19 protein-coding genes are annotated in these 21,803 nt (G+C 62.6%); 10 read left to right on the top strand and 9 right to left on the bottom strand.

Going from position 1 to position 21,803, the window contains the following annotated elements:
• Window positions 1-411: hypothetical protein (locus tag PARACOCCUSGL_RS20815; RefSeq protein ID WP_010399301.1), on the top strand; the 411-nt coding region annotated here is incomplete at its 5' end.
• A gap of 276 nt (window positions 412-687) precedes the next feature.
• Here PARACOCCUSGL_RS20815 and PARACOCCUSGL_RS0117120 read toward each other — a convergent pair.
• The 3 genes from PARACOCCUSGL_RS0117120 to PARACOCCUSGL_RS0117110 are packed head-to-tail and all read right to left on the bottom strand — an operon-like array spanning window position 688 to window position 3,429.
• Window positions 688-2,337, bottom strand: coding sequence for a type IV secretory system conjugative DNA transfer family protein (locus PARACOCCUSGL_RS0117120; RefSeq protein ID WP_010399298.1), 1,650 nt, complete (start codon window positions 2,335-2,337; stop codon window positions 688-690).
• Window positions 2,334-2,639, bottom strand: a complete 306-nt coding sequence (locus PARACOCCUSGL_RS0117115) for a hypothetical protein (RefSeq protein WP_010399296.1) — start codon at window positions 2,637-2,639, stop codon at window positions 2,334-2,336. Before PARACOCCUSGL_RS0117115 ends, PARACOCCUSGL_RS0117120 begins: the two co-directional genes overlap by 4 nt.
• 13 nt (window positions 2,640-2,652) lie before the next feature.
• Window positions 2,653-3,429, bottom strand: a complete 777-nt coding sequence (locus PARACOCCUSGL_RS0117110) for an NYN domain-containing protein (RefSeq protein ID WP_010399294.1) — start codon at window positions 3,427-3,429, stop codon at window positions 2,653-2,655.
• A 269-nt stretch (window positions 3,430-3,698) separates the two neighbouring features.
• Here PARACOCCUSGL_RS0117110 and traA point away from each other — a divergent pair, with 269 nt between their 5' ends.
• Both traA and PARACOCCUSGL_RS22220 read left to right on the top strand, forming a co-directional pair.
• On the top strand, window positions 3,699-7,391 hold the full coding sequence (gene traA / locus PARACOCCUSGL_RS0117105) for a Ti-type conjugative transfer relaxase TraA (protein WP_010399291.1): 3,693 nt from the start codon (window positions 3,699-3,701) through the stop codon (window positions 7,389-7,391).
• Window positions 7,392-7,402: 11 nt separating this feature from the next.
• Window positions 7,403-8,152 carry a DUF6118 family protein gene (locus tag PARACOCCUSGL_RS22220; protein ID WP_029372572.1) on the top strand — a complete coding sequence of 250 codons (750 nt, stop codon included), beginning with the start codon at window positions 7,403-7,405 and terminating at the stop codon, window positions 8,150-8,152.
• A 21-nt stretch (window positions 8,153-8,173) separates the two neighbouring features.
• Here the strand turns inward: PARACOCCUSGL_RS22220 and PARACOCCUSGL_RS0117095 are convergent, their stop codons facing one another.
• From PARACOCCUSGL_RS0117095 to PARACOCCUSGL_RS0117080, 4 genes are read right to left on the bottom strand one after another with little or no spacing between them, the layout of a single operon-like run.
• Entirely contained in the window at window positions 8,174-11,110 is a 2,937-nt protein-coding gene (locus tag PARACOCCUSGL_RS0117095; protein ID WP_010399286.1) for a DEAD/DEAH box helicase family protein, read from the bottom strand.
• The gene (locus tag PARACOCCUSGL_RS21285; protein ID WP_050804213.1) at window positions 11,110-13,164 is read right to left on the bottom strand and encodes a site-specific DNA-methyltransferase; all 2,055 of its coding nucleotides are present in this window, start codon (window positions 13,162-13,164) and stop codon (window positions 11,110-11,112) included. Before PARACOCCUSGL_RS21285 ends, PARACOCCUSGL_RS0117095 begins: the two co-directional genes overlap by 1 nt.
• Window positions 13,165-13,218: 54 nt before the next feature.
• Entirely contained in the window at window positions 13,219-13,551 is a 333-nt protein-coding gene (locus PARACOCCUSGL_RS0117085; RefSeq protein WP_010399281.1) for a HigA family addiction module antitoxin, read from the bottom strand.
• Window positions 13,552-13,560: 9 nt separating this feature from the next.
• Window positions 13,561-13,851, bottom strand: a complete 291-nt coding sequence (locus tag PARACOCCUSGL_RS0117080) for a type II toxin-antitoxin system RelE/ParE family toxin (protein WP_010399279.1) — start codon at window positions 13,849-13,851, stop codon at window positions 13,561-13,563.
• A 192-nt stretch (window positions 13,852-14,043) separates the two neighbouring features.
• Here PARACOCCUSGL_RS0117080 and PARACOCCUSGL_RS0117075 point away from each other — a divergent pair, with 192 nt between their 5' ends.
• From PARACOCCUSGL_RS0117075 to PARACOCCUSGL_RS0117045, 7 genes are all read left to right on the top strand, one after another.
• The gene (locus PARACOCCUSGL_RS0117075; protein ID WP_369750427.1) at window positions 14,044-14,637 is read left to right on the top strand and encodes a recombinase family protein; all 594 of its coding nucleotides are present in this window, start codon (window positions 14,044-14,046) and stop codon (window positions 14,635-14,637) included.
• 109 nt (window positions 14,638-14,746) lie between these two features.
• Complete coding sequence (locus PARACOCCUSGL_RS0117070; protein ID WP_010399274.1) at window positions 14,747-14,962, top strand: ribbon-helix-helix protein, CopG family; 216 nt, start codon at window positions 14,747-14,749, stop codon at window positions 14,960-14,962.
• Window positions 14,963-15,154: 192 nt separating this feature from the next.
• Window positions 15,155-16,030, top strand: coding sequence for a helix-turn-helix domain-containing protein (locus PARACOCCUSGL_RS0117065; protein ID WP_010399272.1), 876 nt, complete (start codon window positions 15,155-15,157; stop codon window positions 16,028-16,030).
• Window positions 16,031-16,306: 276 nt separating this feature from the next.
• A complete protein-coding gene (locus PARACOCCUSGL_RS0117060; RefSeq protein WP_006473479.1) occupies window positions 16,307-16,576 on the top strand; it encodes a CopG family ribbon-helix-helix protein in 270 nt (89 codons plus the stop codon).
• On the top strand, window positions 16,573-16,878 hold the full coding sequence (locus PARACOCCUSGL_RS0117055; protein ID WP_010399260.1) for a type II toxin-antitoxin system RelE/ParE family toxin: 306 nt from the start codon (window positions 16,573-16,575) through the stop codon (window positions 16,876-16,878). Before PARACOCCUSGL_RS0117060 ends, PARACOCCUSGL_RS0117055 begins: the two co-directional genes overlap by 4 nt.
• A 67-nt stretch (window positions 16,879-16,945) precedes the next feature.
• Window positions 16,946-17,569: a ParA family partition ATPase gene (gene parA / locus PARACOCCUSGL_RS0117050; protein ID WP_010399257.1), complete on the top strand. Its 624-nt coding sequence runs from the start codon at window positions 16,946-16,948 to the stop codon at window positions 17,567-17,569.
• 36 nt (window positions 17,570-17,605) lie between these two features.
• Entirely contained in the window at window positions 17,606-17,902 is a 297-nt protein-coding gene (locus PARACOCCUSGL_RS0117045) for a hypothetical protein (protein ID WP_010399254.1), read from the top strand.
• A gap of 121 nt (window positions 17,903-18,023) precedes the next feature.
• On the opposite strand, the gene PARACOCCUSGL_RS0117040 is transcribed toward PARACOCCUSGL_RS0117045, so the two are convergent.
• The gene (locus PARACOCCUSGL_RS0117040; RefSeq protein WP_010399252.1) at window positions 18,024-21,026 is read right to left on the bottom strand and encodes a Tn3 family transposase; all 3,003 of its coding nucleotides are present in this window, start codon (window positions 21,024-21,026) and stop codon (window positions 18,024-18,026) included.
• Between the two features lie 8 nt (window positions 21,027-21,034).
• Window positions 21,035-21,643, bottom strand: coding sequence for a recombinase family protein (locus PARACOCCUSGL_RS0117035; protein WP_029372567.1), 609 nt, complete (start codon window positions 21,641-21,643; stop codon window positions 21,035-21,037).
• Window positions 21,644-21,803 lie beyond the last annotated feature (160 nt).

Below are 21,803 nucleotides of genomic sequence, written 5' to 3'. Positions count from 1 at the left end.
AAACCCGGGTTTGTTGCGATGACCGACACCGACCACTGCTCGAATTTTTCGGACCTGCCGCCGGAAGACAAAATGGGCTTTGCCGTGCCGAAGACACCGGCCCACTCGCTCATGCTTTTGAACAGCTACATGCGGACCGACATGCTGCAGCACATCCATTTGCGCCTTCATAAGATGAGGGATGAAAACGAGCCTGGTTCGCCCTTACATCATATGGCGAAAAGCCTCGAACAGGTCATCAGCACCTGGGACGGCATCAATCTGGTCGAGTGCTTTACCCGCAACCACTTCCATATCGATCTGGATTATGAATTCCGGCCGGAGCAGGACTATCTTCACGACATCAGGTTGATGAAGCATCACCTCAAATTCCACAGATCAACGATCAAGGAGCTGGATCGCCGGCGCTGACGCCGTGTCAGAATGCTCACCTCGGCCGCTTATGTGAGTTTTCTGTTCCGTTGCTACTCAAAGTCCTAGATGATGAGAGCGGGCCGGCCGGGGGGCTACCGTCGCGGCCGTGGTCCAGAGCTTGCACTAGGTCGTCAGGTAGATCGCGGCGCGAGCCGCGCCGGCCCGGAGGCGAACGCGCTCCCCAATAGCGCCGTAGAGAGCCGGAGGGCCGTTCGTAACAATGTCCCGGCGCTAAAGCGCCGGGTCCGCTTCGCCCGAAGGGCGTTAGAGCGATCAGGGCGCATCATACAGCCCCCGAAATTCTGCATCGGCGTAATAGGCGAGCTTTCCGGCGACGATCGGCCGTTGCCCGGCGAGGAACAGCAATTCGGCATGTGCAGGCAGGTTGCGGACCTCATCAGGGGTCAGCAGCGGCCGGGCCGTGTGTTGCTCGCCGTAGGAGAGGCCGGATTTTTCGGAATCGAGCGCCCGGCTCATGGTCTGGAACACAACGGTTCCCTGGCCGAGCAGATCGGAGACGAGGCGGGCGCTATCGTGATCGTTGACGCCGAACACCTGCAAAACGCCGGCGTTTGACAGGAAGGTGCCGGCGCGTTGCCCGTAGGTGGCGCGGAGCTGGTGAACGTCCTGCAAGATCGGCCAGAGCTGGACGCCGTAGCCGGCCATGAGGCCCATTGCGCGCTCGACGGGGGCGAGGTGGCCGAGGGCGGCGAACTCATCCAGCAGGTAGAGGACCGGGGCGGCCGGCTTGACGGGATCGCGGGCCATGTCGATCAGGCTTTGCGAGACGAGCAGGCGCAGCCATCGGGAATAGGTGGCGAGCCGATCGGGCGGCAGGACGAGGAACACCGAGGCGTTGCGGCGCTTGAGATCGGCAAAGCGGAAATCGGAGCCGCCGAGGACCGCGACCATGCGCGGGCTGTCGAGGAAATGGGTATGGCGCTGCGCGGCCGAGAGGACGCCGGCCGCTTCCCGGTCGGATTTGCCGAGGTGGCGGTTAGCGGCGCGGGCGATCAGGCCGCCGGCGGCCGTTGACGCCTGCATGTCCTTCAGGAGCGCCGCGAAGGCTTCAGGGGCGAGGGTGAGGGCTTCGCGCAGGGTGGCGAGGTTTCGCCTGTCGCGCGGCTCGCTGGCTGCAATATGGAGGATCAGGCCGGCAATGAGCGCCTTGGCTTCCTCGTTCCAATGCGCTTCCCCGGCCATGCCCGGTTCATCGAACACGAGCGCGTCGGCCAAGGTGCTGGCATCTTCCGCGACATCGAGGCCGGCCGGGTCGAGCTGGTCGAGGGGATTGAAGGCGGCCGAGGGCTGGCCGGTGACGCCGAAGGGGTCGAGGACGTGGACCGGGCCGAAGGTCTGGCGGGCGCGGCCGGCAATCCTGGCATTTTCGCCCTTGGGGTCGATGCAGATCACGGAGCGGTCGGCCGTGAGCAGGTTGGGGATGATGGTTCCCACGCCCTTGCCGGTGCGCGTCGGTGCCATCGTCAGCAGATGGGCCGGGCCGTCATAGCGCAGGAGCTTTCCGGTTTTGCCGTCGCGGCCGATCAGCAGGCCGGTATCGGCGCGGGCGAGGGCGGCGGTTTCCTTGTCGGTGGCGAAGCGGGCCGAGCCGTGGGTTTCCCCTTCCATGTCCCCGAAATGCTCAATGAGGGGATTGGTGAGGACACGGAAAACGAGGACCAGGAAGAACAGCAGCAGGAGCAAGCCGGCAATCGTTCTAGCGATCCACCATTCTTGCGGAATCCCATTGGCCGCAACGGCGAGCATCAGCGTGACCAGAAAGACGAAGAAGCCGACTTGCAGCAGATAGCGGCCAGCCCGGAAGGGCGACATGAGGATGCTGGAAATAGCCCATACCGGATCACGCGCGGCGGCGCGCAGCATGTTCTTGAACGCGGCCCAGGCTAACGTCGCCTGATTCATGAGGCGGCCCCCCCGGCGCTGTCTGTCGTCTCCCTGGCCGGCGCGCTGGCGATCAGATCGGCAAAGAGTTCCTTATCGCCGGGGCGCGTCAGGAAGTCGGGCAGCTCGCGCTTGAGCCATTCGCGGAGGCGTCGGGAAAATTCCTCATCCTTGCCGCTTTCGAGGCGATGCAGAACGAGCGCGCCGAGCAGCACCTTGCGGCGGGTATCGTGGGCGCGCTCCTGTTTGCCGAGCCGGGCCTTGAGGGTGGCGCGCTGCGCATCCAGCTCGGCCAACCGCTGTTCGATCGTTTTGCGCGCCATGTGTCATTTCTTTCTATCTAGCGGGGCGAGGTGCTGGTCCGCCCTTGAGGCGAACCATGATGATTTTCGGATTTTCGCCAATGCGCTCGACCTCGACAATGCCCGACGCCTCGACCAGATCGGAGAGACGGGGAAAGCCATAGTTGCGGGCGTCGAAATCCGGCGATTGTTTCGCCAGGTGCGCGCCGACGCGGGCCAGATTGGCGCGGCCGTCTTCGTCGGCCGAGGCGGTGACAGCTTTCGCCAGCATGTCGAGGGCAGCGCGATCGAGTGCCGCTTTCGCCGGTGCAGGCTTGGCGGCGGCCGCTTTAGGCGCGGCGACGGCTTCCGCTTCCTTCTGTTCCCCGGCCGTGTTGAGCACGTCGAAATAGACGAACTTGTCGCAAGCGGTGATGAAGGGGCGGGGCGTCTTGCGCTCCCCGAACCCATAGACGATGACGCCTTGCTCACGGATGCGCGCGGCCAGGCGGGCAAAGTCGCTATCACTTGAGACGATGCAGAAACCGGAGAAGCGGCCGGTATAGAGCAAGTCCATCGCGTCGATAATCATCGCGCCGTCAGTGGCGTTCTTCCCGGTCGTATAGGCGAACTGCTGGACCGGCTGAATCGAGTGTTCCAGCAGGCACTCTTTCCAGCCGTTGAGGTTCGGCTTGGTCCAATCGCCATAGATGCGCTTGACGCTGGCGGTGCCATAGTTGGCAATCTCAGCCAGCAGCCCGGTTATGATTTTCGGCGTGGCATTGTCGCCGTCGATCAGCAACGCAAGTGTTCCGGCGCTGTCTATTGCCATCGGTCTGCACTCCCAATTTTAGCCGTAGTCTATCCGATGCAAGCAGCGTCACCAAACACGATTATGCGCTACCTTGAATTTTCGACGATTTTGCAGCACAATCCGGGCCTCAGTTCATTGCATCGACCTTGCCGCAAGCGCCACACTGAGCGACGAAAGAGCGAAGCGATTGAGTTGAGAAGGGCGCACTTACGAGTTGCTACGCAACTCAGTGCGCCGCCAGCTTAGAGGCTGGCGGGAAGTGCAGAAACGGCATCGGAGCTTGTTGCTTGGCGATCTACCATTTCAGCATGAAGCCAGTTTCGCGGGCGTCGGGCCGTAGCGCCGTCGCCTCAATGGCTTATCGTGCCGGGGAGAGGCTGACCAATGAGCGCGACGGGATCACGCATGACTACACCGCCAAGCAGGGCGTGGAACATGCGGAGATCGTCTTGCCGGAAGGCGTCAACGCCGATTGGGCGCGGGATCGGTCGGACTTGTGGAACGCCGCCGAGTTTGCCGAGAAGCGGAAGGACGCCCGCGTTGCGCGTGAGTTCGAGGTTGCCTTGCCGCATGAGCTATCGGCCGAGGAACGGCTAGAGGCTACGCGGGAGATGGCGCAGGAGTTGGCCGACCGCTACGGCGCGGCCGTGGATTTCGCCATTCATGCGCCGCACGAGGCGAGCGACGTTCGCAATCACCATGCCCATATCCTTATGACCACGCGGCAGGTGACGGAGAACGGGCTAGGCGAAAAGACCTACCTTGAGCGCGAAAACAAATGGCTGTTGGCGCACGACCTGCCGACGACCGATATGCAGCTCCGCGACCTTCGCCAGAGGTGGGAGGGGATCGCCAACGAGCGGCTTGCGATGGCCGGGCTTGATATTCGGATCGACCATCGTTCGCACATGGAGCGCGGCCTTGAGATCGCGCCGACCGAGCATATGGGCGTCCATGCCTCGCAGATGGAACGGCGCGGCCTCGACGTGTCGCGGTCGCGGCTGGACGAGGATGCGGCCCGGCGCAATGCCGAGCTGATCCGGGAGAAGCCCGAGCAGGTTCTTACGCTCATCACCGGGGAAAAGAGCGTGTTCGACCGCCACGACGTTGCGCGGGCGCTGCATCGCTACATCAACGACGACCCGCAGGAGTTCCAGAGCGCCTTTGCGAAGGTGATGGCCTCGCCGGCGCTGGTGGAGTTGCAGGCCGAGCGCGCGGACCCCGCAACGGGCGAGATCGAGCTTGCCCGCTATTCGACCCGCGAAATGGTCGAGATCGAATCCGGCATGATCGAGAGCGCGCAGCGGATGCACGGCGCGCATGGTCATGGCGTTGATCGCCGGCATGTCGAGCGGGCGATAGACGCCCAAGACGCCGCCATTCAGCGCAGCGCCGGCGATGCTTCGGCCCGGCTGTCGGACGAGCAGCGCCGGGCGATCGAGCATATCACCGGGCCGGAGCGGATCGCGGCCGTTGTCGGTTATGCCGGCGCTGGCAAGTCCACCATGCTCGCGGCCGCGCGCGAGGCATGGGAGGCCGAAGGCTATCAGGTCCACGGCGCAGCCCTGTCGGGGAAGGCGGCCGAGGGCTTGGAGGAAAGTTCCGGCATCCAGAGCCGGACCCTCGCGTCATGGTCCCGCGGTTGGGAGAACGACCGCGGCACGATCGGCCGCGGCGACGTGTTCGTGATCGACGAGGCGGGCATGGTCGGGAGCCGGCAGCTCTCCCGGTTCGTCACCGAGGCCGAGGCGCGGGGGGCGAAGATCGTCCTTGTAGGCGACCATGAGCAGTTGCAGGCGATCGGGGCCGGCGCACCGTTCCGGGCGATCACGGAGGAAATCGGCCATGCCGAGCTTTCCGAGATACGCCGGCAGCGCGTGGACTGGCAGCGGGAGGCGTCCGTTGACTTCGCCACGCACCGGACGGCCGAGGGGCTGGCGGCCTATCGGGATCGCGGCAATATCAGCTTTGCCGAAACCGGCGAGGACGCGCGCGGCCAGATCGTGAGCGATTACCTTGCCGATCGCGACGAGCGCCCGGAGGGAACCCGCGTAGCGATGGCGCATCGCCGGGCCGATGTTCGCGCCATCAATGACGCGATCCGGGCCGAGCTACAGGACCGGGGCGAGCTGGCGCGCGTGGCCGACGACAGCCTTGCGCCGGGCGACGTCGCCCATGAGCGGGAAGGGCCGGGCCGGGCGCTGACCTTCCAGACCAATGACGGCAAGCGCGAGTTCGCGCCGGGCGACCGCATCGTGTTCTTGGAGAACAACCGCGACCTTGGCGTGAAAAACGGGATGCTAGGCACGGTCGATCATGTCGAGCCGGGCCGCATCATCGCCACGCTGGACGGCCGAGGCGGCGATAGCGTTTCCGTCCCGATGGGCGACTATCAGGCGATCGACCACGGCTATGCGACGACGATTCACAAAAATCAAGGTGCGACGGTCGATCGGTCCTATGTGATGGCGTCGGGGACGATGGACCGGCATCTAACCTATGTCGCCATGACCCGGCATCGTGACGGGGTGCAGCTCTACGCGGCACAGGACGAGTTCACCAATGCCGGCCGGCTGGTCGAGCATGGGGCCGCGCCCTATGAGCATGACCCGCAGAAGTCCGACAGCTATTTCGTGACGCTGGAAAACGACAAGGGCGAGCAGCGCACCCTATGGGGCGTCGATCTTGAGCGGGCCATGAAGGAGGCCGCGCCGGAGATCGGGGAGAAGATCGGCCTACAGCATGAGGGTTCCACCCCCGTCACCTTGCCCGATGGGACGCAGACGCACCGGAACACATGGAAGGTTCAGGACGCCGGCGAGCTGGCCTATAGCCAGCTAGAACGCCGCCTGTCCCGGTCGGGCGTGAAGGAAACCACGCTCGATTATACAAGCGACTTTGCCGAGCGGCGCGGGATCGCGGAGCAAATGGGCGTCCGCAGCGAAATCGAGATTCCGGCCGAGCGCGCGGCCGGGCTACGTGCGGAGCGGGAGTCGACGGCCGAGCGGCACCCCGCCGAGCGGGGACGCATCGAGGACCGCGCGCCGAGATCCTCGCAAAAAGTCCGCGCGGATCTCGCGCAGGATCTTCGTGCAGATCCGCGCGAGGATCTCGCCGGCGATCGACAGCAGCGCCGCAATCCGTTCGAGGGCCTGAAACTCGGGCGCGGCGCGGCGGCCGAGAGCCGCGAGCCAGACCGCGCCGGCGAGGACGGCCCGCAGATCGACCAGAAACGGCCGCAGCAGGCCGAGAAGCAGCGGCGCGGTATGTTTGCCGGCCTCAAGCTCAATGCGCGCCCTGCGCCCTCACAGGAGCGCGGCGAGGCATCGCGGATGCAGCGACAGCCGGAAAGGGAAGGGAGCTTGCGGCAGGCGCCTGCGCAAGACCGGCTGGCCGAGCGGGCGCGGGGGCAGTCGCCGCTTGAGCAAGCCGTTGACCGCTATTCGCGGGCCTATCAGTCGATCGACCAGCACCGGCGCGAGGGCCTGCCGGTCCTCGACATGCAGCGGCAGGAAATGGGCGATGCCGGCCAGCAGCTCGACCAGGTGCGCGACGGCATGAAAGACTTGATGCGCTCGACCCTGCAAAACGACCCGGCGACAGTGCGCGCCATGACCGAGCTTTCCGGCCGGGAGCGTGTCGCGCATGTTATCGACGGGATGAAGCGCGAAAACGCGGCGCTGCAAGACCCAAATATCAGGGCCGAGCGGTTCGTTGAACGCTGGCAGGAGCTACAGGGCCAGCGCCGGCAGCTTCGCGGCTGGCAGCACGACGAGGCGCGCGGCAAGGTCGAAAGCCAGATGAACGGCATGACCAAGAGCCTTGAGCGTGACCCGCAGGTAGATTCCATCCTGCGCAATCGCCGGCAGGAACTTGGAATCGGGCAGGAGCTTCGCCGGGGCCAGACCATTGCCCGCGAGCTGCAAGACGAAATGACACGCGGCCACCGGCTTAGCCGGGGCATCGGCATGGAAAGGTAGGCACGGAGAACATGGCGGAGCTGGACGACGACAGGGACGGAATCGAGCCTGAAGCACTGGACGAGGACGCCGGCGACCCGGCCGCCGCGTTCGACGCGCTACGGCGCACGATCGAGACGCAGGGCGAGCAGATCGGTGCGGAAATGAAGGTCATGCGGCGCGGGCTGGAAGCGGCTTTCGATCAGCTCGAAAAGATCGAGCCGGCGCAGGACTACAAGCCCCAGCTCGCCCAGCTCGTGCAGGCGCTCGACAATGTTGCGGAGCGGATGCACGGCGTAGAGCAATCGCCCATTCTCAAACAGGGCGCGCAACACTATGCGGCGCTCCTCGAGCGCAGCGGCGAGGCTCTGATACGCACCGCCGCGCAGCAGCTCGAGCGGCAGGCGTCCGACCTCGAGCGCGCCGGCCGCAATCTTTCGGCGCACGTCGCCAGCGCGCGGGAGCGCGATCGGCAAAATTGGTGGCTTGTCGTCGCCTTCGCTGTCGGCCTGCTCGCCGGCGCGCTGGTGATGCTGTTCCTTCCGCGCGTGTTGCCGTTCTCGGCCGCGCCGCGTGTCGCCAGCGTCGTCATGGGCGAAAGGCCGTGGCAGGCCGGTATGAGCCTCATGGCGTTCGGCAGCCCGGAAGCATGGCAGCGCGTGGCCTCGGCCGACCAGCTCCTTGAAGCGAACAGGGAGGCGGTAGCGGCTTGTTGGGAGGCCGCGCGCACGGCCGGCGCGGATCAGCGTTGCACCATCACCGTGAAAGCGCCGGGACAATAGATTCCTGCCCCGGTATGAAGTTCAGAAGGCGAACTTAGCCTGGCCTTTGTCTTCGACAGGGCGCAGCCGTGCATAGGCGAGAAGATCAGCGATCGAGCCGCCCTTGTCCCGCCAGCCATAGAAGGTGTCTTCCCCGAGAAGGACATAGTGCCATTCGGAATCGCTACGCTCTTCCGGAGGAAGGGCGTTGATCCGGTCGCACCATGCAACGGCGGCCCTGCGCTTGCGCAGCACGTTCGGGCTGGTGAGCTGGCCTTGTGCCTTTGTTTCCACCAGATAAATCGCGCCGCCTGCTCTCACGAAGAAGTCGGGCGAGTAGAACGCCGGAAGCCCATCTTCCTTGATGTATCGCAGGCGCGCGAAGGTGTGTTTCTGCTCGTTGATCTTGCAGAAGGCTTCAACGCTGGCGTCACGCTCGCAGGTTTCCATAAATGCCAGTTCAAGGCCGCCGTTCCGCGAGGGGTAGGGAAGGCGCAGATAGATAGCTTTCTCGACGGCCAGCGATGACCCCTCGCGCATGGCGAGCTTAGGCACTTCCGAAAGACGCCGATGCGCGACCTCGGCATTGGCGACAATCACGCTGTCTTCCGCTTCGAGGATGGCCCGCGCCCACACCTTGATAATGTGCTCTGTCACCGGGTCGATCAGCAGGACGCGCCAGTTCTCATCCGTGAGAGGGTCTAGCTCCTGGCCGAACAGGTGCCGACGAATGAAGGTGTCGATGCCCTCGGCCATTTCGGCCCGGTTTATCTGGATGTAGGGGAACTTGCTGGCGTTGGCGAAAGCCTTCGAGCTGTTTGTGGTATCCGTCAGGGTGACGGCTTCCGTGATCCGGCGCGTGATCCGGGCCAGGTAGTCATTATATCCCGTCGCGGTCATCACGCCGCCATGCACGCGATAGTCGCCAAATCGCGTTTTCGCCTGCACGTCTTCGGAGTGGAATTTCTCGCCCTGGCCGATCTGCCCCTTGAGCTGTTGGAGCGAAAACGATCCGAACGGCGCGAGGCTCGAAGGGTCGATGTGGGTATCTTCCAGCGCCTCGACCTGTTCCCGCAGGATGAAGGGTATGGCGAAATCGTATTCCTCGAAGCCCGGCCGGAGGCCAACCGAGATCAGGTCGCCAGTCGAGCTGCCATTCGCCTCGTCGTCCTCATCATCGGCTTCAGCCGCCAAGCCTTCCTGAATCAGCTCGTCATAGAAGCCCTGGAACGCCGGATGCTCCACGATCGAGAGAATGTCGATCATGTTGGAGGGCGTCTTTCCGCCGCGAATGAGCTGGCGGTTCTCCCGCTTTATGTCGTCGTATTCATTGCCGCGCCACATCAGGCGCAGGCCGCGCCCGATCGTCTGTTCAAGCAGGATGCCGGCGCTCGATGCGCGCAGCGGGACAATGACGCAGATGTTGTTCACGTCGAAGCCTTCGCGCAGCATGAGCACGCTCACGATGACGCGCGGGGATTTGTGACGGTCCACGTCGAACAGGCGTTCGCGCAGCACCTTCCATTCGTCGGGCTTCAGCTCGCCCTTGCGGTTGGAATCGACGCGCAACACCTCGTCGTCGGCCAGCCCTTCGAGCTGCATGAAATCAGCAATGAGAGGCGTCACCGTGGTATCCTCGCAGACCACCAGCATTTTCGGATGCTTGTCCGGATCGAGGGCGGCGAAATCGGTTTCCAGCTTCCGGAGCTTGGTCAGGCCGGCGCGCAACATGATGCGCTGCCCTTCGGACAGCATGGGGTTGCCGTTCTCATCCCGATCGGCCTTGAAATCCAGTTCCTCATGGCTCAGCGCGCCGATTTCGGAGCGTTTGTCGAGGACAAGGGATTTGACCAGGCCGGCGCGCATGGCCGTCTTCAGGTCGAAATCAACGACGATATGCGGGAAATAGGATTTCCGGCTGTTCCGGCCGGTCCCGACCTCGTTATAGGGCGTGGCCGAAAAGTCCACCTGGACGAAGCGGCGGCCCTTGGGTTCTGCGATCAGGTTGAGGCTCTTTTGCCATTCAACTTCCGTCACCTCGCCTTCCCGCTTGAACTCGTGAATATGGTGGGCTTCGTCATTGAAGACCATGAGCGCGGGCAGGTCTTTCAGGTAGGAGAGGATGCCGCCGCGCTCATAGCGACGGTTCAGCACATTCAAATCGTTGCCTTGGCTGGTGCCGGGCGTCAGGGGAAGGACGCTCTGCACAACGGTTTTCGGATCGGCGGTTTCCCCCGGCGCAGTGATTTCCTCATCCTCAAGCGGCTCACCTTCTTCTGACAGCACATGCCAGTTGGAAATGGCGATGATGCCGCCGGCCGTGACCTTGCGGCCAATGTCCTCTTTCGGGCAGACCGCCCCTTGCACGAACCGGAAAATCTCGTCCCGGTAGGAATCGGGGATGAACAGTTCCTGGAATATAGACAGGTCAGAAATCGTGAAATCGCGCTTGCCGTCTCGTTCCTTCCCCATGAAGGCGTCAAGCAGCCGATCATAAACGATGAGGCCGGGGGCAACGACGAGGAAGTTTTTGGTGTAGCGGTTGCTATCCGGCGCGCGGTTCGCGTTGAGAATCTGCCAGACCATGAGGGCTTGCAGAACCCAGGTCTTTCCCGTTCCGGTCGCCATTTTCAGGCAGTATTTCGGATAGGCATTTTTCGGTGCGCGGATGATCTCGGAATCCCGCGTGCTTGTCAGCATCACGTCAGGGGCGGCGATCTGGTAGAGGTCTTGCAGGGACGCAATGCCCAAAACCTCATGGGCATAGATCACGTTCAGCAGGGCTTGCCGCTGGCCGGGATGGAAATTGAAGGTGCGGGCGTCCTGAAATTCAGTCTGGAACCACCATTTCAGCAGCTCAGCCGTGATCTCCGAGACGTGATCTAGGATCGGAGCTTCGCCAGTTTCCAAGCCGGCGCAGGCGTCTTCGACCTTGGCCGTCAAACCCTTGGCAAGCGAAAGATCGTTGATGCTTGCCATCATGCTACCTCGACAGTCGCTTCGGCCTCGAAGCCAAATACATCAACCACGCGCACGCAGACACGGCGGGGGCCATCTTTCTTAGAAAGGCCGGTGAGCCGTGCCGTAGTGATGACACGATAGGCGTCGGCATCGTTCTCGGTGTTTCCGCGATAGTCCTGCCAGACGGAGCGGAACACCTCGCCGTCATAGTCAGGATCGACGCTCCAATATTCGATCAGCGCCAAAGGATCGGAATTGATCACCTTTTGCAGCTTTTCGCGGTTAGCCTCGTCGAGATTCAACGCCTCCGGAGACAGCAACACATAATTGGCGATCTCTACGGACAAGGCTTCCCCCTCCCCGTCCTGTTTGCGGGAAACCGCGCCCAGCTTGAGATATTGCAGCGACGAAAAGCGCACCTCGTCGGCCTTGAGCTTGTGGCCTTTCTTCTTCAGTCGGTCGAGCAGATCGGGCGGGATCACGAGCACTTCCAGCCTGTCCCCCTGCCCCAGTGCCTCAATGTCATGGCCGATCGTAGGTGAGAAATTCCATCCCAGGATAACGACCTTATCCCACCCGCCCATGAGGTTGTCGCGGATTTCGATTGCACGGCGCAGCGTGGCGAGGCCAGTCATCTTGTTGGGGCTGTCCGCGAGGACGAGCGTTTTGCTCCCCTGAATCCTGCCCATGTTCTTGTTCGGGTTTTCCTCGACGGGCAATGGAAGCGCGCCATAGAGGCCGAGCACAATTTCGGCCAGATCACCGATACGGAACCGGCTCCCCATCGTGGAGCGCATTTGTTCAACCTGGTAGTCGCCAATGTGCTGGTAGAGGAACGGCTTGGCGTCCTGGTCGATCAGGCGCTTGCGTGTCACCATGCACGCGGGCTTCCCGAGGTCACTTACTACCCAATTATAGCCGAGACGTTCAGCGACTGCTGCGGTCGTGCCGGAGCCAGAATAGAAGTCTGCAACGCGACCTCCCGGTTTGCACGATGTTTCTATTATTCGAGACAGTAACGACTCTGGCTTTTGAGTATCGTAGTTCACGCGCTCCCGAGCCATAGGGTTTATAACATAAATATCCGTCCATAAGTTCTCGGTTGGTTGCCCTTTATATTCATCAAGAAACACTCGCCGGTTGGGCTTGCCTTTAGAGTTCCAATGTAATTTATTATCCTTATCGAATTGCTGTAATTTCTCACGGCTCATCATCCATCCGTATGTTGGTGTATAGCCGTTGTATTCATATTTTAGGTTTGGCCTGATTCCCAATGCAGCATTGCGCTCTATAGGCGCAAGCATGTATTTTCGCCCATCAAATTCATTTCGGAATCTCTCTTTAATGTAATTTTGGGCCTCATCATTGTCTAAGCTGTAAGATGGTGAGAAAAATGAATCATCACTTTTCGAATAAAAAAGTATGGAATCTGTCACAATTCCAAATTGATTCGAGGGGTTTGCGCTTCCACCCTTTCTTTTCCATACGATGTCATTCTTAAAATTATCCCGTCCAAAGATAGTATCCATAACAATCTTTACATAATGGACGACATGCCAGTCGAGATGAACGAATATATTCCCCTCGTCTGACAATAGCTCTTTCATAAGGTATAGTCTTGGAACGATTGCCCCAAGGTAGCTCGCCGTTCCGTCAGCCCACGTATCCGAGTATGCAAATTGCTCCAAAGCTGTTGGTAGCTGTTCGATTAAATCGCCAGAGATTAAAATCTTACTCCGATAGTCGGCTTTGCTATCAAACGGAGGATCAATATATATTAAATCGACGCCGCCTCGCATCGAAGGGAAGTCAACCCCGCCGGCAAGCAGCGCAGCCATTGCAAGAAGATTATCGCCATATACGAGCTGATTACGGGATGAGGATTCATCAAGATTTATAGAGCGGGAGGCATTTGTAAGAAAATCCTGCCAATTTGTATCTCTAGATGGAACAACAAGCTCACGCGTTTGCAGGCCAAGGCGATAATTGCTTTCAGCGCGTTCCATTACACGCTCGGCTTCCTTCTTGCCCTCCGCGACGATCGACGGAAGTTGTTCAAGCAAACTTTTCATGCAAAGCCCCCTATCCGCGCGTTTTCGCGCGGCTGTATTCCTATTGTTGCCGGTTCAGATCAGCGCCGCTTGCGAATCGAGCGGCTTACCCTTGAAGGGCGCGACGTTGATCTCCCCTTCCCGCTTGCGGGCCTGGGCAATGTCGTAGCTATTCTGCATCCGCATGAGCGTATCCATCGACACGCCGAAAGCCTTTTCGACCCGGAGCGCCATTTCCGGCGAAAGATGCGCGCGTTCGTTCAGGACGGCCGACAACGCCGCCCTCGTAACACCGAGAACTTGCGCCGCGCTCGTCACCGAAAGGCCAAGCGGCTCGATGATCTCACTTTTGACGAAGCCGCCGGGATGGGCGGGATTTTTCATACGGATGCCCTGCATCGCACTCATAGCCACCTCCTAGTGGTAATCTTCATAGTCGAGGTCGATGATCTCGATTTCGGTCTGGTCGATCCGGAACGTGATCCGCCAGTTCTTGGTGACGAACAGGCTCCAGGCGCCTTTTCGATCGCCGGTGAGCTGATGGGCCTTCCAGCTCGGGACCGTGCGCAGCTCGTCCTCCCGCTCCATATCTTGCAGGAAGGTGACGATGCGACGGACTTTCGGCACTACGGCCGCCTGCAAGCCGGTGGCGTCATCATCAACGATGAATCGGCGCAACCCCTTATGGACTACGTTTCGGATTCTCATGTGCCGTCACTACCAAGCTAAACGTATAGTGTCAAGCTACGCTATACGGCGGCGTCGCCTCATAGCCTTGTCGCGCAAGTCGTAAAACCTGCAACAGATCGGCCGACCCCGGAAAATCAGGGGTTTTCGTGTCGCACGTCTTTGTCGCAAGTGGTAGAAAACTTGCGACATGATTTGCGACAGGAGGAAGCCGTGAGCCGCCAACCAGATTCCGACGCCGGCCGCGTGTTCATCGGCTATGCCCGCGTCTCGACGCGCGGGCAGGACCTCGACCAGCAGCGGGCCGCCCTTGGCGGGGCCGGCTGCGTCCGCATCTTCGAGGAAAAGGCATCCGGGGCGAAGCGGGACCGGCCCGAGCTGGCGCGGATGCTCGACCACTTGCGCGCTGGCGACGTGGTGACGATCACCAGGTTAGACCGCCTCGCCCGATCGACCGGCGACCTTCTGGCGATCGCGGAGCGGATCAAGGAGGCAGGCGCTGGCCTGCGCTCGCTGGCCGAGCCGTGGGCCGATACCACGACGCCGGCGGGGCGCATGGTGTTGACCGTGTTCGCCGGCATCGCGGATTTCGAGCGATCCTTGATCGTGGAGCGCACCAGCGCCGGCCGGATCGCGGCGAAAGCCCGAGGCGTGAAGTTCGGCCCCTCCCCTGCCCTGTCGGCCGAGCAGATCGCCCATGCTCGCCAGCTCATCCATGACGACAAGAAGCCGGTGGCGGAAGTCGCCCGGCTCCTGAAAGTGCATCGGGCTACCCTCTACCGGGCGCTTGAGAACGCATTGACGTGAATACGCATCGACGTAACCACGTTTAGTTGCCGGCCCTAGAAGTAGTGCCTTGCCCGGTTCCTTACGCAAAGGGTTGCAGAATCGGGCGGTTTCGGCTCTTCATGTAGACATGGCGAGTCGCACCCGAGAACAAGTTAAGCTGGAAAGTGTCCGCAACCTGCGCGCCCGTTGGCGCGCAGAGGGCCGGATTCTTGTGCAGGCCGATCTGCCCGGCGAACTGGTCGCGGCGCTTGACCGCCTGAAGGACGACGCGGGCTTGCGAGGGCGCGCGCCGATCATCGAGGAAGCGTTGAGGTTCTATATCGAAGCGAAGCAAGGGACATAACGGCAAAACGCCCGACCGTTGGCGCGGTCGAGCGTTTTTGTAGGCCGTCAGACACACCGTAGAGACGGGGCTCTAAGCTCTCCCCTTATCTACGCTACAGCACTCCAATTCGCAAGATTGATTCTTGCGAAAACGGGAAAGCCGTGCCTGCCGTCCGCGCCGTCATGTCCTTCAAATGGAAGGACGAGAGGCATGTTGAGGACGCAAATCGCGGCCGCGATCGGCTGCGCGCGCGCAAGCGCGCTTGATGAGATCATGCGGGAGGTATGGACGCGCTACAGCGCCGGCCAGCTCACCGAGGAAGACGCCGGGCAGCTCTCCACGCTCGCCCAGGAGCGCCGGGCAGCGTGGCGGGGATCGGGACAGGTCGCGCTTGGCCTGGTCATGCCCCCGGCCGAGCGATGCCCGACGCCAGTTCGCCGGCATAGTCATATCCGGGGCCGATCGGAGGGCCGGATATGGCGGCCGACGACGCGCAAGGACGTTCAGGCGATCTTGAAGGCGGCCGAAATCTACAACGAGGCCGGATTGCACGAGAAGGGCGAGCGCAGCGGCCCGCTAGGATCGGTCGCGCTCGACGTGCTGCGGCTGTTCGTCAATCTCATCGACTTCCGCACCGGCCGGCTAGAGCCGTCAATCACCACGATCATGGATCGGCTCGGCCGGTCGCGCGATACGATCGTGCGGGCGCTGAAGAACCTGCGGGCGCATGGTTTCATCGACTGGCTGCGGCGCTACGAGCCGACCGGCAACGAGGGGCGCGGCCCACAGGTCCAGCAGACGAGCAACGCCTACCGCCTGTCCCTGCCGGAAAAGGCCCGGCAGTTCCTTGGGCGGTTCGGCAAGGCCCCGCCCCCGCCTGCGGATCATGGGCAGGATCAGAGGGCTTGGAGCGAGGTAATCGCGGCCTACAGGGAGGCCCTGCCCCTCGATGAGCGAACCTTGCTCGACGTGGGCGACAATCGGCTTGGGCGCAGCCTCGCGCAGATGGCTAGATCGTTGATGAAACGTGAGTCCGATAACCAGACTGAATCCTCATCTGATCTTTATCTAAGAGGGCAAACATAAACGGTCGCCGCTGTTCGGGCTGCTTTCGCAGCCCTGCGGCGGTTCCGGCCCGCGTATAGGCGGGCCGGCAAGCGGCACCCTCACCACCTAAACCGCAACGCTTGCGCTTGCGGCAACCGTCCTATGGGCTTTCGAGAGGGAGCGAGGGGCAAGGCTGGCGCTTAGTTGCTTACGTTAATACGTATTAACGTGTATTCGTATTTCTTAGAAGGCGATGGCAGTGGCCGGGAAAACGTGCTAGGGTGTACACGATTCAACACGATCGGAGGCGATTCCATGACCGCCAGCACCACCATGACGATTCGGGTTCGGCCCGATGTGAAAGAAAAACTCGACCGGATCGCGAACGATACGCAGCGGAGCAAATCTTTCCTCGCCGGCGAGGCCGTCGCCGCCTACGTCGATCGCGAGCTTGAAATCATCGACGGCATCAAGCGCGGCATGGCCGACGCAGCGGCCGGCCGCGTGATCCCCCACGCGCAGGCCGTCGCGGAAATGCGTGAGGTTATCGAGGAAGCGAAGCGCCGGAAAGCCGCGCGCGGATGAGGCCGGTTGTCTGGTCGATTGAGGCGCAGCGGGATAACCTCGAAATCTTGCGCTACATCGCAGAGGACAACCCATTCGCCGCCGAGCGGGTCGTGGACGCGATCGAGGACGCTGGGAACAAGCTAGGCGAGATGGCGACCGGGCGGCCGGGACGGGTGAGCGGAACCTATGAAAAGTCCCTCGCCCGGCTTCCCTACATCATCGCTTATGAGTTGCGCGACGTGGAGGGCCGGGAAAGTGTCGTGATCGTGCGCGTCATCCACACGTCGCGGGACTGGCAGCCCGAGGAATGGCCGCACTAGCTTAACGGCGTAGTAACGTCCCTAGCTATGTGCTTTAATACGTATTCACGCAAAGAAGGATTGACGCATGAACGTCATTGCGTTTTTGAGCCAGAAGGGCGGGAGCGGAAAAACCACGCTTTCGGTTCATACCGCCGTGGCGGCCGAGGCGACCGGCGAACGGGTTTGCGTCATTGATGCGGACCCGCAGGAGAGCGCGACCGCATGGGCGAGCGCGCGGGAAGCCGGAACGCCGATCGTCGCCACGGCGCAGGCCGGCGAGCTGGACGCGGCGCTTAGAGCGGCCGAGGGTGAGGGCATCACCTTGGCCGTGGTGGACGCCCCGCCCCATGCCGCCCCGGCGGCCGGCCAGATCGCCCGTAGGTCGGAGCTGGTCTTGATTCCGGTTCGACCGTCCGCGTTTGACCTCGCTGCGGTCCCGGCCGCTGTCGAGATCGTGACGGCGGCGAAGGTGCGCGGGGCGTTCGTCCTGTCCGCCTGCCCGTTCCGTGCGCCGGAGATCGGAGAGACGCGCGCGGCGCTGGAAGCCTACGGCCTGCCGATCGTTCCCGGCGAGATCACCGACCGGCGCGCGTTCGCCCGCGCTGTCACGACCGGCAGCGCCGTGACGGAGTTCGAGGCCGAGGGGAAGGCAGCAGAGGAAATTCGGGCTTTGTGGGCATGGATCAAGGACACGTTAGAGCGTAAATAGCTAAATACGTAAGCGCGTATCTAAGGAGCGGAACCTATGGCAAAGAAAGCAACCGGCCTTGCGGCCTTCACCCGCCCGAAAGCTGGCGCGGAAGTCACCAGCCTTGCAGCGATCGAGGACGAGCGGCCGGCCGTGGAGATTCCGACGCCGAGGCGAAAGAGGGGAGGGGGCGAGACTGTCGCGCTAACGGTCAAGGTTCGGCGATCGGACTGGCAACGCCTTCGCCAGCTCGCGGATGCAGAGGGAACGACGATTCAGGCGATGGCCGAGGCCGGGCTGTCGGCGGTGCTGGCGCAACATGGATTGCCGCCGATCGAGCCTTACGCACGTTAATACGTGGATACGTAAATAGCTTAATCCGCAACGCTTGCGCGTGTGGCCCGCCCCCCGGCCGTCCCTACGGCCCTAGATGGGCTTTGAGTAGCAACGGAACAGAAAACACACATAAGCTTGCCTACAGGTCGTCGATTCCTGCGGTCTTGGGATCGCGCAGCGGCCTGAGTTCGCCACGCGCGATGATTTCCGGCAGGGTGAAGGCGTAACGGCCGAGCATGTTGATGTGGCCGAAGCTCAGCGGCGAGAGGTGGGCGACGTCCTCAGGCTTCACCTCGTATCCTTCGGCGCGCAGTTGATTGAGGGCAGCGTCCATGTAGATCGTGTTCCATAGCACGACGACGTTGACCACCAGGCCGAGCGAGCCGAGCTGGTCCTCCTGGCCGTCGCGATAGCGTTGGCGCAGTTCGCCGCGCTTGCCGTGGAAGATCACGCGCGCCAGCCTGTGGCGGTTTTCGCCGCGGTTGAGCTGGATGAGGATGCGCCGGCGATAGCTCTCGTCATCGATGAACCGCAGCAGGTAGAGCGTCTTGATCAGGCGTCCCAGTTCCTGAAGCGCACGGGCCAGTTTCGTCGGACGATCGTTGGTCTGGAGGGTGCGCGTGAGTCCGGCGGCCCGCACGACGCCGAGTTTCAGCGAGCCGGCCAGGCGCAGGAGATCGTCCCAGTGGTCGGCGATGAGACGCACGTTGATCCGGTTCGCCGCAAGCTCGTCGAGCAGGCCGTAATCAGCTTTCCTGTCCACCCGCCAAAAACGGGAGCCGCCGATGTCAGCGATGCGAGGGCTGAATTGGTAGCCGAGGAGATGGAAGATTCCGAAGATCGTGTCGGTATAGCCAGCGGTGTCCGCCATGATCTCGGTGGGAGAAAGCTCGGTTTCCTGTTCCAGGACGAGGGCCAGGAGATAAAGGCTGTCGCGCAGCGTTCCGGGAATGGTGATTGCATTAAGGCCGGTGTACTGGTCGGACGCCAGATTGTACCAGGTGACGCCGCGTTCGTGTCCGAAGTAGTGAGGATTGGGGCCGGAATGAATGGTGCGGACCGGCACGACAAAGCGCAAGCCGTCGGCCGAGGCAACTTCGCCGCCGCCCCAGGATCGGGCGAGTGGGATCGCATTCTGCGCCGCGACCAGTGCTGCGTTGGCGGCGGTCAGCGTCTCGGCGCGCAGGAAGTTCTGTTTGACCCAGCTCAGCCGCGATCGGCGCAGCGCCGGACTGTCCCGCCGGACAAGCGGTTCGAAGCCCGTATTGCAGGCTTCGGCCAGGAGCACCGCGCTGACGCTCGTCGCGATGTCCTCGGCGCGTGAGCCACCTTCGCTTGCATGGGTGAAGTGCTCGGCAAATCCAGTCCGCGCCTGTATTTCGAGGATAAGCTCAGGCAGATCGACATGCGGGAGCCGGGTCTCGACTTCGGTGCGAAGCGCCACAAGACTCGGCGGTTCATCGATCTTGTCGAGCGGCGCGACCGACAGATCGGCGCCGCTGGCCGTCGTCTCGATCGACAGCGCCGGGTTGGCAGGCGCGCGGTCGGCGGTTTCCCGATAGGCAAGATCGAGGCGAGTCGAAAGCCGGGCCAGTTCCTCATCGGCCGACGCCGAGACCCCGACCGTCCGACATACGGCGGGACGGGCGGCTTCCCATGCCGCGCCGGACAGAAGGCCCTTCCGAGGATCGGCGTAGCGTAGCGACCGGGACGCGAAAATATCCCGCCGGCGGATCGTGCGCCGGAGCTGGTCGAGCACGCACAGCCGATAGCCGAACAGGTCAATCTTGCCATCGGCCGCTTTCAGTTGGCCAATCCACTCCTTCGGTGCGAATGTGGTCGGCGCGGGTCCGGAACGCTTGCCGCCATCTTGAACGGCGCGCACGTGTTCAACGGCATCGAGAAGCGACCTGCCCGCCGGCGCCGCGTCGAGCTCGAGCCCACGCAGCAGCGCCGGAGCGAAGCGAAACTGCCCCCGATGTTTCCTGAGTTCGGCAAAATAGACGTCGTCGGGCGGCTCGGCGAGTGCTCCCACCCTGTCATAGGCGGTTTTCAGGAGATCGCGACCCACCGTCTCGAAGATGACGGCACGAACCTGGGCGTCCGGTGTCGCCTCATCGAACAAAACGGCCGTGGCATCACGCAGCTTCAGCGCCGCGGCATCGAGGTCGCGAAGCGTGCGCAGGCGGGCTTCCCTCGAGGCCGCCTGCGCATTGGAAAAGATCGTTGTGGTGACGACGTCGAACAGATCGATGACGTCGTCGCTGGCGCTGGCCTCGAGTGTGCGGATAAACGCCAGAAGTGTTGCGGTCCGCCGATCGTCCGGAAGTCGGGCGACCGCCTGTGCCTTGGCGGCGGACGCGAAGCGGGCGAGCGCATTGATGCGACCAGGCGGCAGCCGGTCGATTTCCGGCAGTCCTTCCGTGATGACACGGATTTCGTCGAGACGCGCCAGCGCCCGACTGATCTCGGGGCCGCTCTGGATATAGGGACCGTCGCGAAGGCGATCGAGCGGACTCTGGCGGGCGCCTTCCGGCACGACAACGAGCGCGTCGAGACGCTCGCGCTGTTCGGGCGTCACCTTGTCGACGAGGCGGCGAAACAGACGGGCATTGGCGCGCGAGCGAACACGGGCGACCGTCCGCTCGAGCACCGACAGTCCCGGCAGCAGAACCTTGTTGGCAAGGAGAAAGGAAACGGCCCGATCGAACAGCGCCGAAGGCCGATCGGTGCCGGTCCAGCAAAGAGCGTAGAGAAAGCGGCTCAGCCGGAACGACACGCCGGGATCGGTGACGGAGCGATAGCCGTAGCGGGCCCGAATACGCGGGATATGCCGCCAGCGAGCCCGATCGTTCGCATAGGCAAAAATCGCGTCCGGATCATTGAGGCCGAGTTGCTCTGCCGCGTACCCCACCGCGGACGCCGGGGCGGTCGCAAGGTTTTCGAGAAACACGCCGAGCATGCGAACCGATCCGAGCTGAACGGCGATGCCCAGGCGGTTGCGATCGCCGCGGTGCTCGGCGACGAACGCGCGATCGGCGTCGTCGAGATAGAAATGCCGCACCAACTCGTCGGAAGACGGCTCTCCCGCGAAACGACCGTAGCGCCGGATCTGGTCTTCGGTGAGGAAGCTGACCGGCATTGGTTCGCCTATTTCGCGGCGACCGAACGTTTCTTGAGAAGATCAGCGGCACGCGGGCGCGGCTGGCCCTTGCTGTCGACATAGGCATAGAGCGTCGACAGCGAGACGCCGAGCTGGGCGGCGACATCGCGGGCGCTATTCTCCCGATCCGCCATCATTGCCATGGCGGTTTTGAGCTTCGGCCGGGTCATCATCCGCGGCCGTCCGCCGGCGCGCCCCCTTGCGCGCGCGGCCGCCAGACCCGCCATGGTGCGCTCATGGATGAGATCGCGCTCGAACTCGGCAAGCGTCGCGAAGATGCCGAAGACCAAGCGCCCTGTCGCCGTGGTCGTGTCGACGTCACCGGTCAGCACTTTCAGCCCGATCCCCTGCTTCTGAAGCTCGCCGACAAGCCCGACGACATGTGGCAGGGAACGGCCAATCCGATCCAGTTTCCAGATGACAAGCGCGTCGCCCTCGCGAGCGGTGTCGAGCGCCTGGGCGAGGCCGGGGCGCACGGTGGCGCGGCCCGAACAGACATCGTCGTAGATCTTCCGGCAGCCGGCCTGTTCGAGCGCATCGCGTTGGAGGTCGAGGCTCTGCTCGGCCGTCGACACCCGCATATATCCAATCAGCATGGTGATGTTCGCCCCTTCGCTTATCAACGTAGCGAAGGCCAGGTTTTCTGGCTATAGGTTTATCCAAGGCTTTATATGAAATCGGCAGATCGTCGCGCCAGATTCGCCGGTGCGTTGTTTCGTGGTGCAGAAAACCCGGGTTTGTTGCGATGACCGACAC

It is taken from the genome of Paracoccus sp. TRP (genome assembly GCF_000185925.1).
GTDB lineage: Bacteria > Pseudomonadota > Alphaproteobacteria > Rhodobacterales > Rhodobacteraceae > Paracoccus > Paracoccus kondratievae.
Note: the sequence above shows the minus strand (reverse complement) of the source record. Positions and strands in the feature narration are given on the sequence as shown.

Coding starts and splice junctions, on each gene's coding strand:
- PARACOCCUSGL_RS0117060 (WP_006473479.1), top strand. CDS start 16,307: ATGACCGCCAGCACCACCATGACGATTCGGGTTCGGCCCGATGTGAAA.
- PARACOCCUSGL_RS0117115 (WP_010399296.1), bottom strand. CDS start 2,639: ATGGCGCGCAAAACGATCGAACAGCGGTTGGCCGAGCTGGATGCGCAG.
- PARACOCCUSGL_RS0117035 (WP_029372567.1), bottom strand. CDS start 21,643: ATGCTGATTGGATATATGCGGGTGTCGACGGCCGAGCAGAGCCTCGAC.
- parA (WP_010399257.1), top strand. CDS start 16,946: ATGAACGTCATTGCGTTTTTGAGCCAGAAGGGCGGGAGCGGAAAAACC.
- PARACOCCUSGL_RS0117065 (WP_010399272.1), top strand. CDS start 15,155: ATGTTGAGGACGCAAATCGCGGCCGCGATCGGCTGCGCGCGCGCAAGC.
- PARACOCCUSGL_RS0117055 (WP_010399260.1), top strand. CDS start 16,573: ATGAGGCCGGTTGTCTGGTCGATTGAGGCGCAGCGGGATAACCTCGAA.
- PARACOCCUSGL_RS0117040 (WP_010399252.1), bottom strand. CDS start 21,026: ATGCCGGTCAGCTTCCTCACCGAAGACCAGATCCGGCGCTACGGTCGT.
- PARACOCCUSGL_RS0117080 (WP_010399279.1), bottom strand. CDS start 13,851: ATGAGAATCCGAAACGTAGTCCATAAGGGGTTGCGCCGATTCATCGTT.
- PARACOCCUSGL_RS0117070 (WP_010399274.1), top strand. CDS start 14,747: ATGGCGAGTCGCACCCGAGAACAAGTTAAGCTGGAAAGTGTCCGCAAC.
- PARACOCCUSGL_RS0117110 (WP_010399294.1), bottom strand. CDS start 3,429: ATGGCAATAGACAGCGCCGGAACACTTGCGTTGCTGATCGACGGCGAC.
- PARACOCCUSGL_RS0117120 (WP_010399298.1), bottom strand. CDS start 2,337: ATGAATCAGGCGACGTTAGCCTGGGCCGCGTTCAAGAACATGCTGCGC.
- PARACOCCUSGL_RS0117045 (WP_010399254.1), top strand. CDS start 17,606: ATGGCAAAGAAAGCAACCGGCCTTGCGGCCTTCACCCGCCCGAAAGCT.
- PARACOCCUSGL_RS0117095 (WP_010399286.1), bottom strand. CDS start 11,110: ATGGCAAGCATCAACGATCTTTCGCTTGCCAAGGGTTTGACGGCCAAG.
- PARACOCCUSGL_RS0117085 (WP_010399281.1), bottom strand. CDS start 13,551: ATGAGTGCGATGCAGGGCATCCGTATGAAAAATCCCGCCCATCCCGGC.
- PARACOCCUSGL_RS22220 (WP_029372572.1), top strand. CDS start 7,403: ATGGCGGAGCTGGACGACGACAGGGACGGAATCGAGCCTGAAGCACTG.
- PARACOCCUSGL_RS21285 (WP_050804213.1), bottom strand. CDS start 13,164: ATGAAAAGTTTGCTTGAACAACTTCCGTCGATCGTCGCGGAGGGCAAG.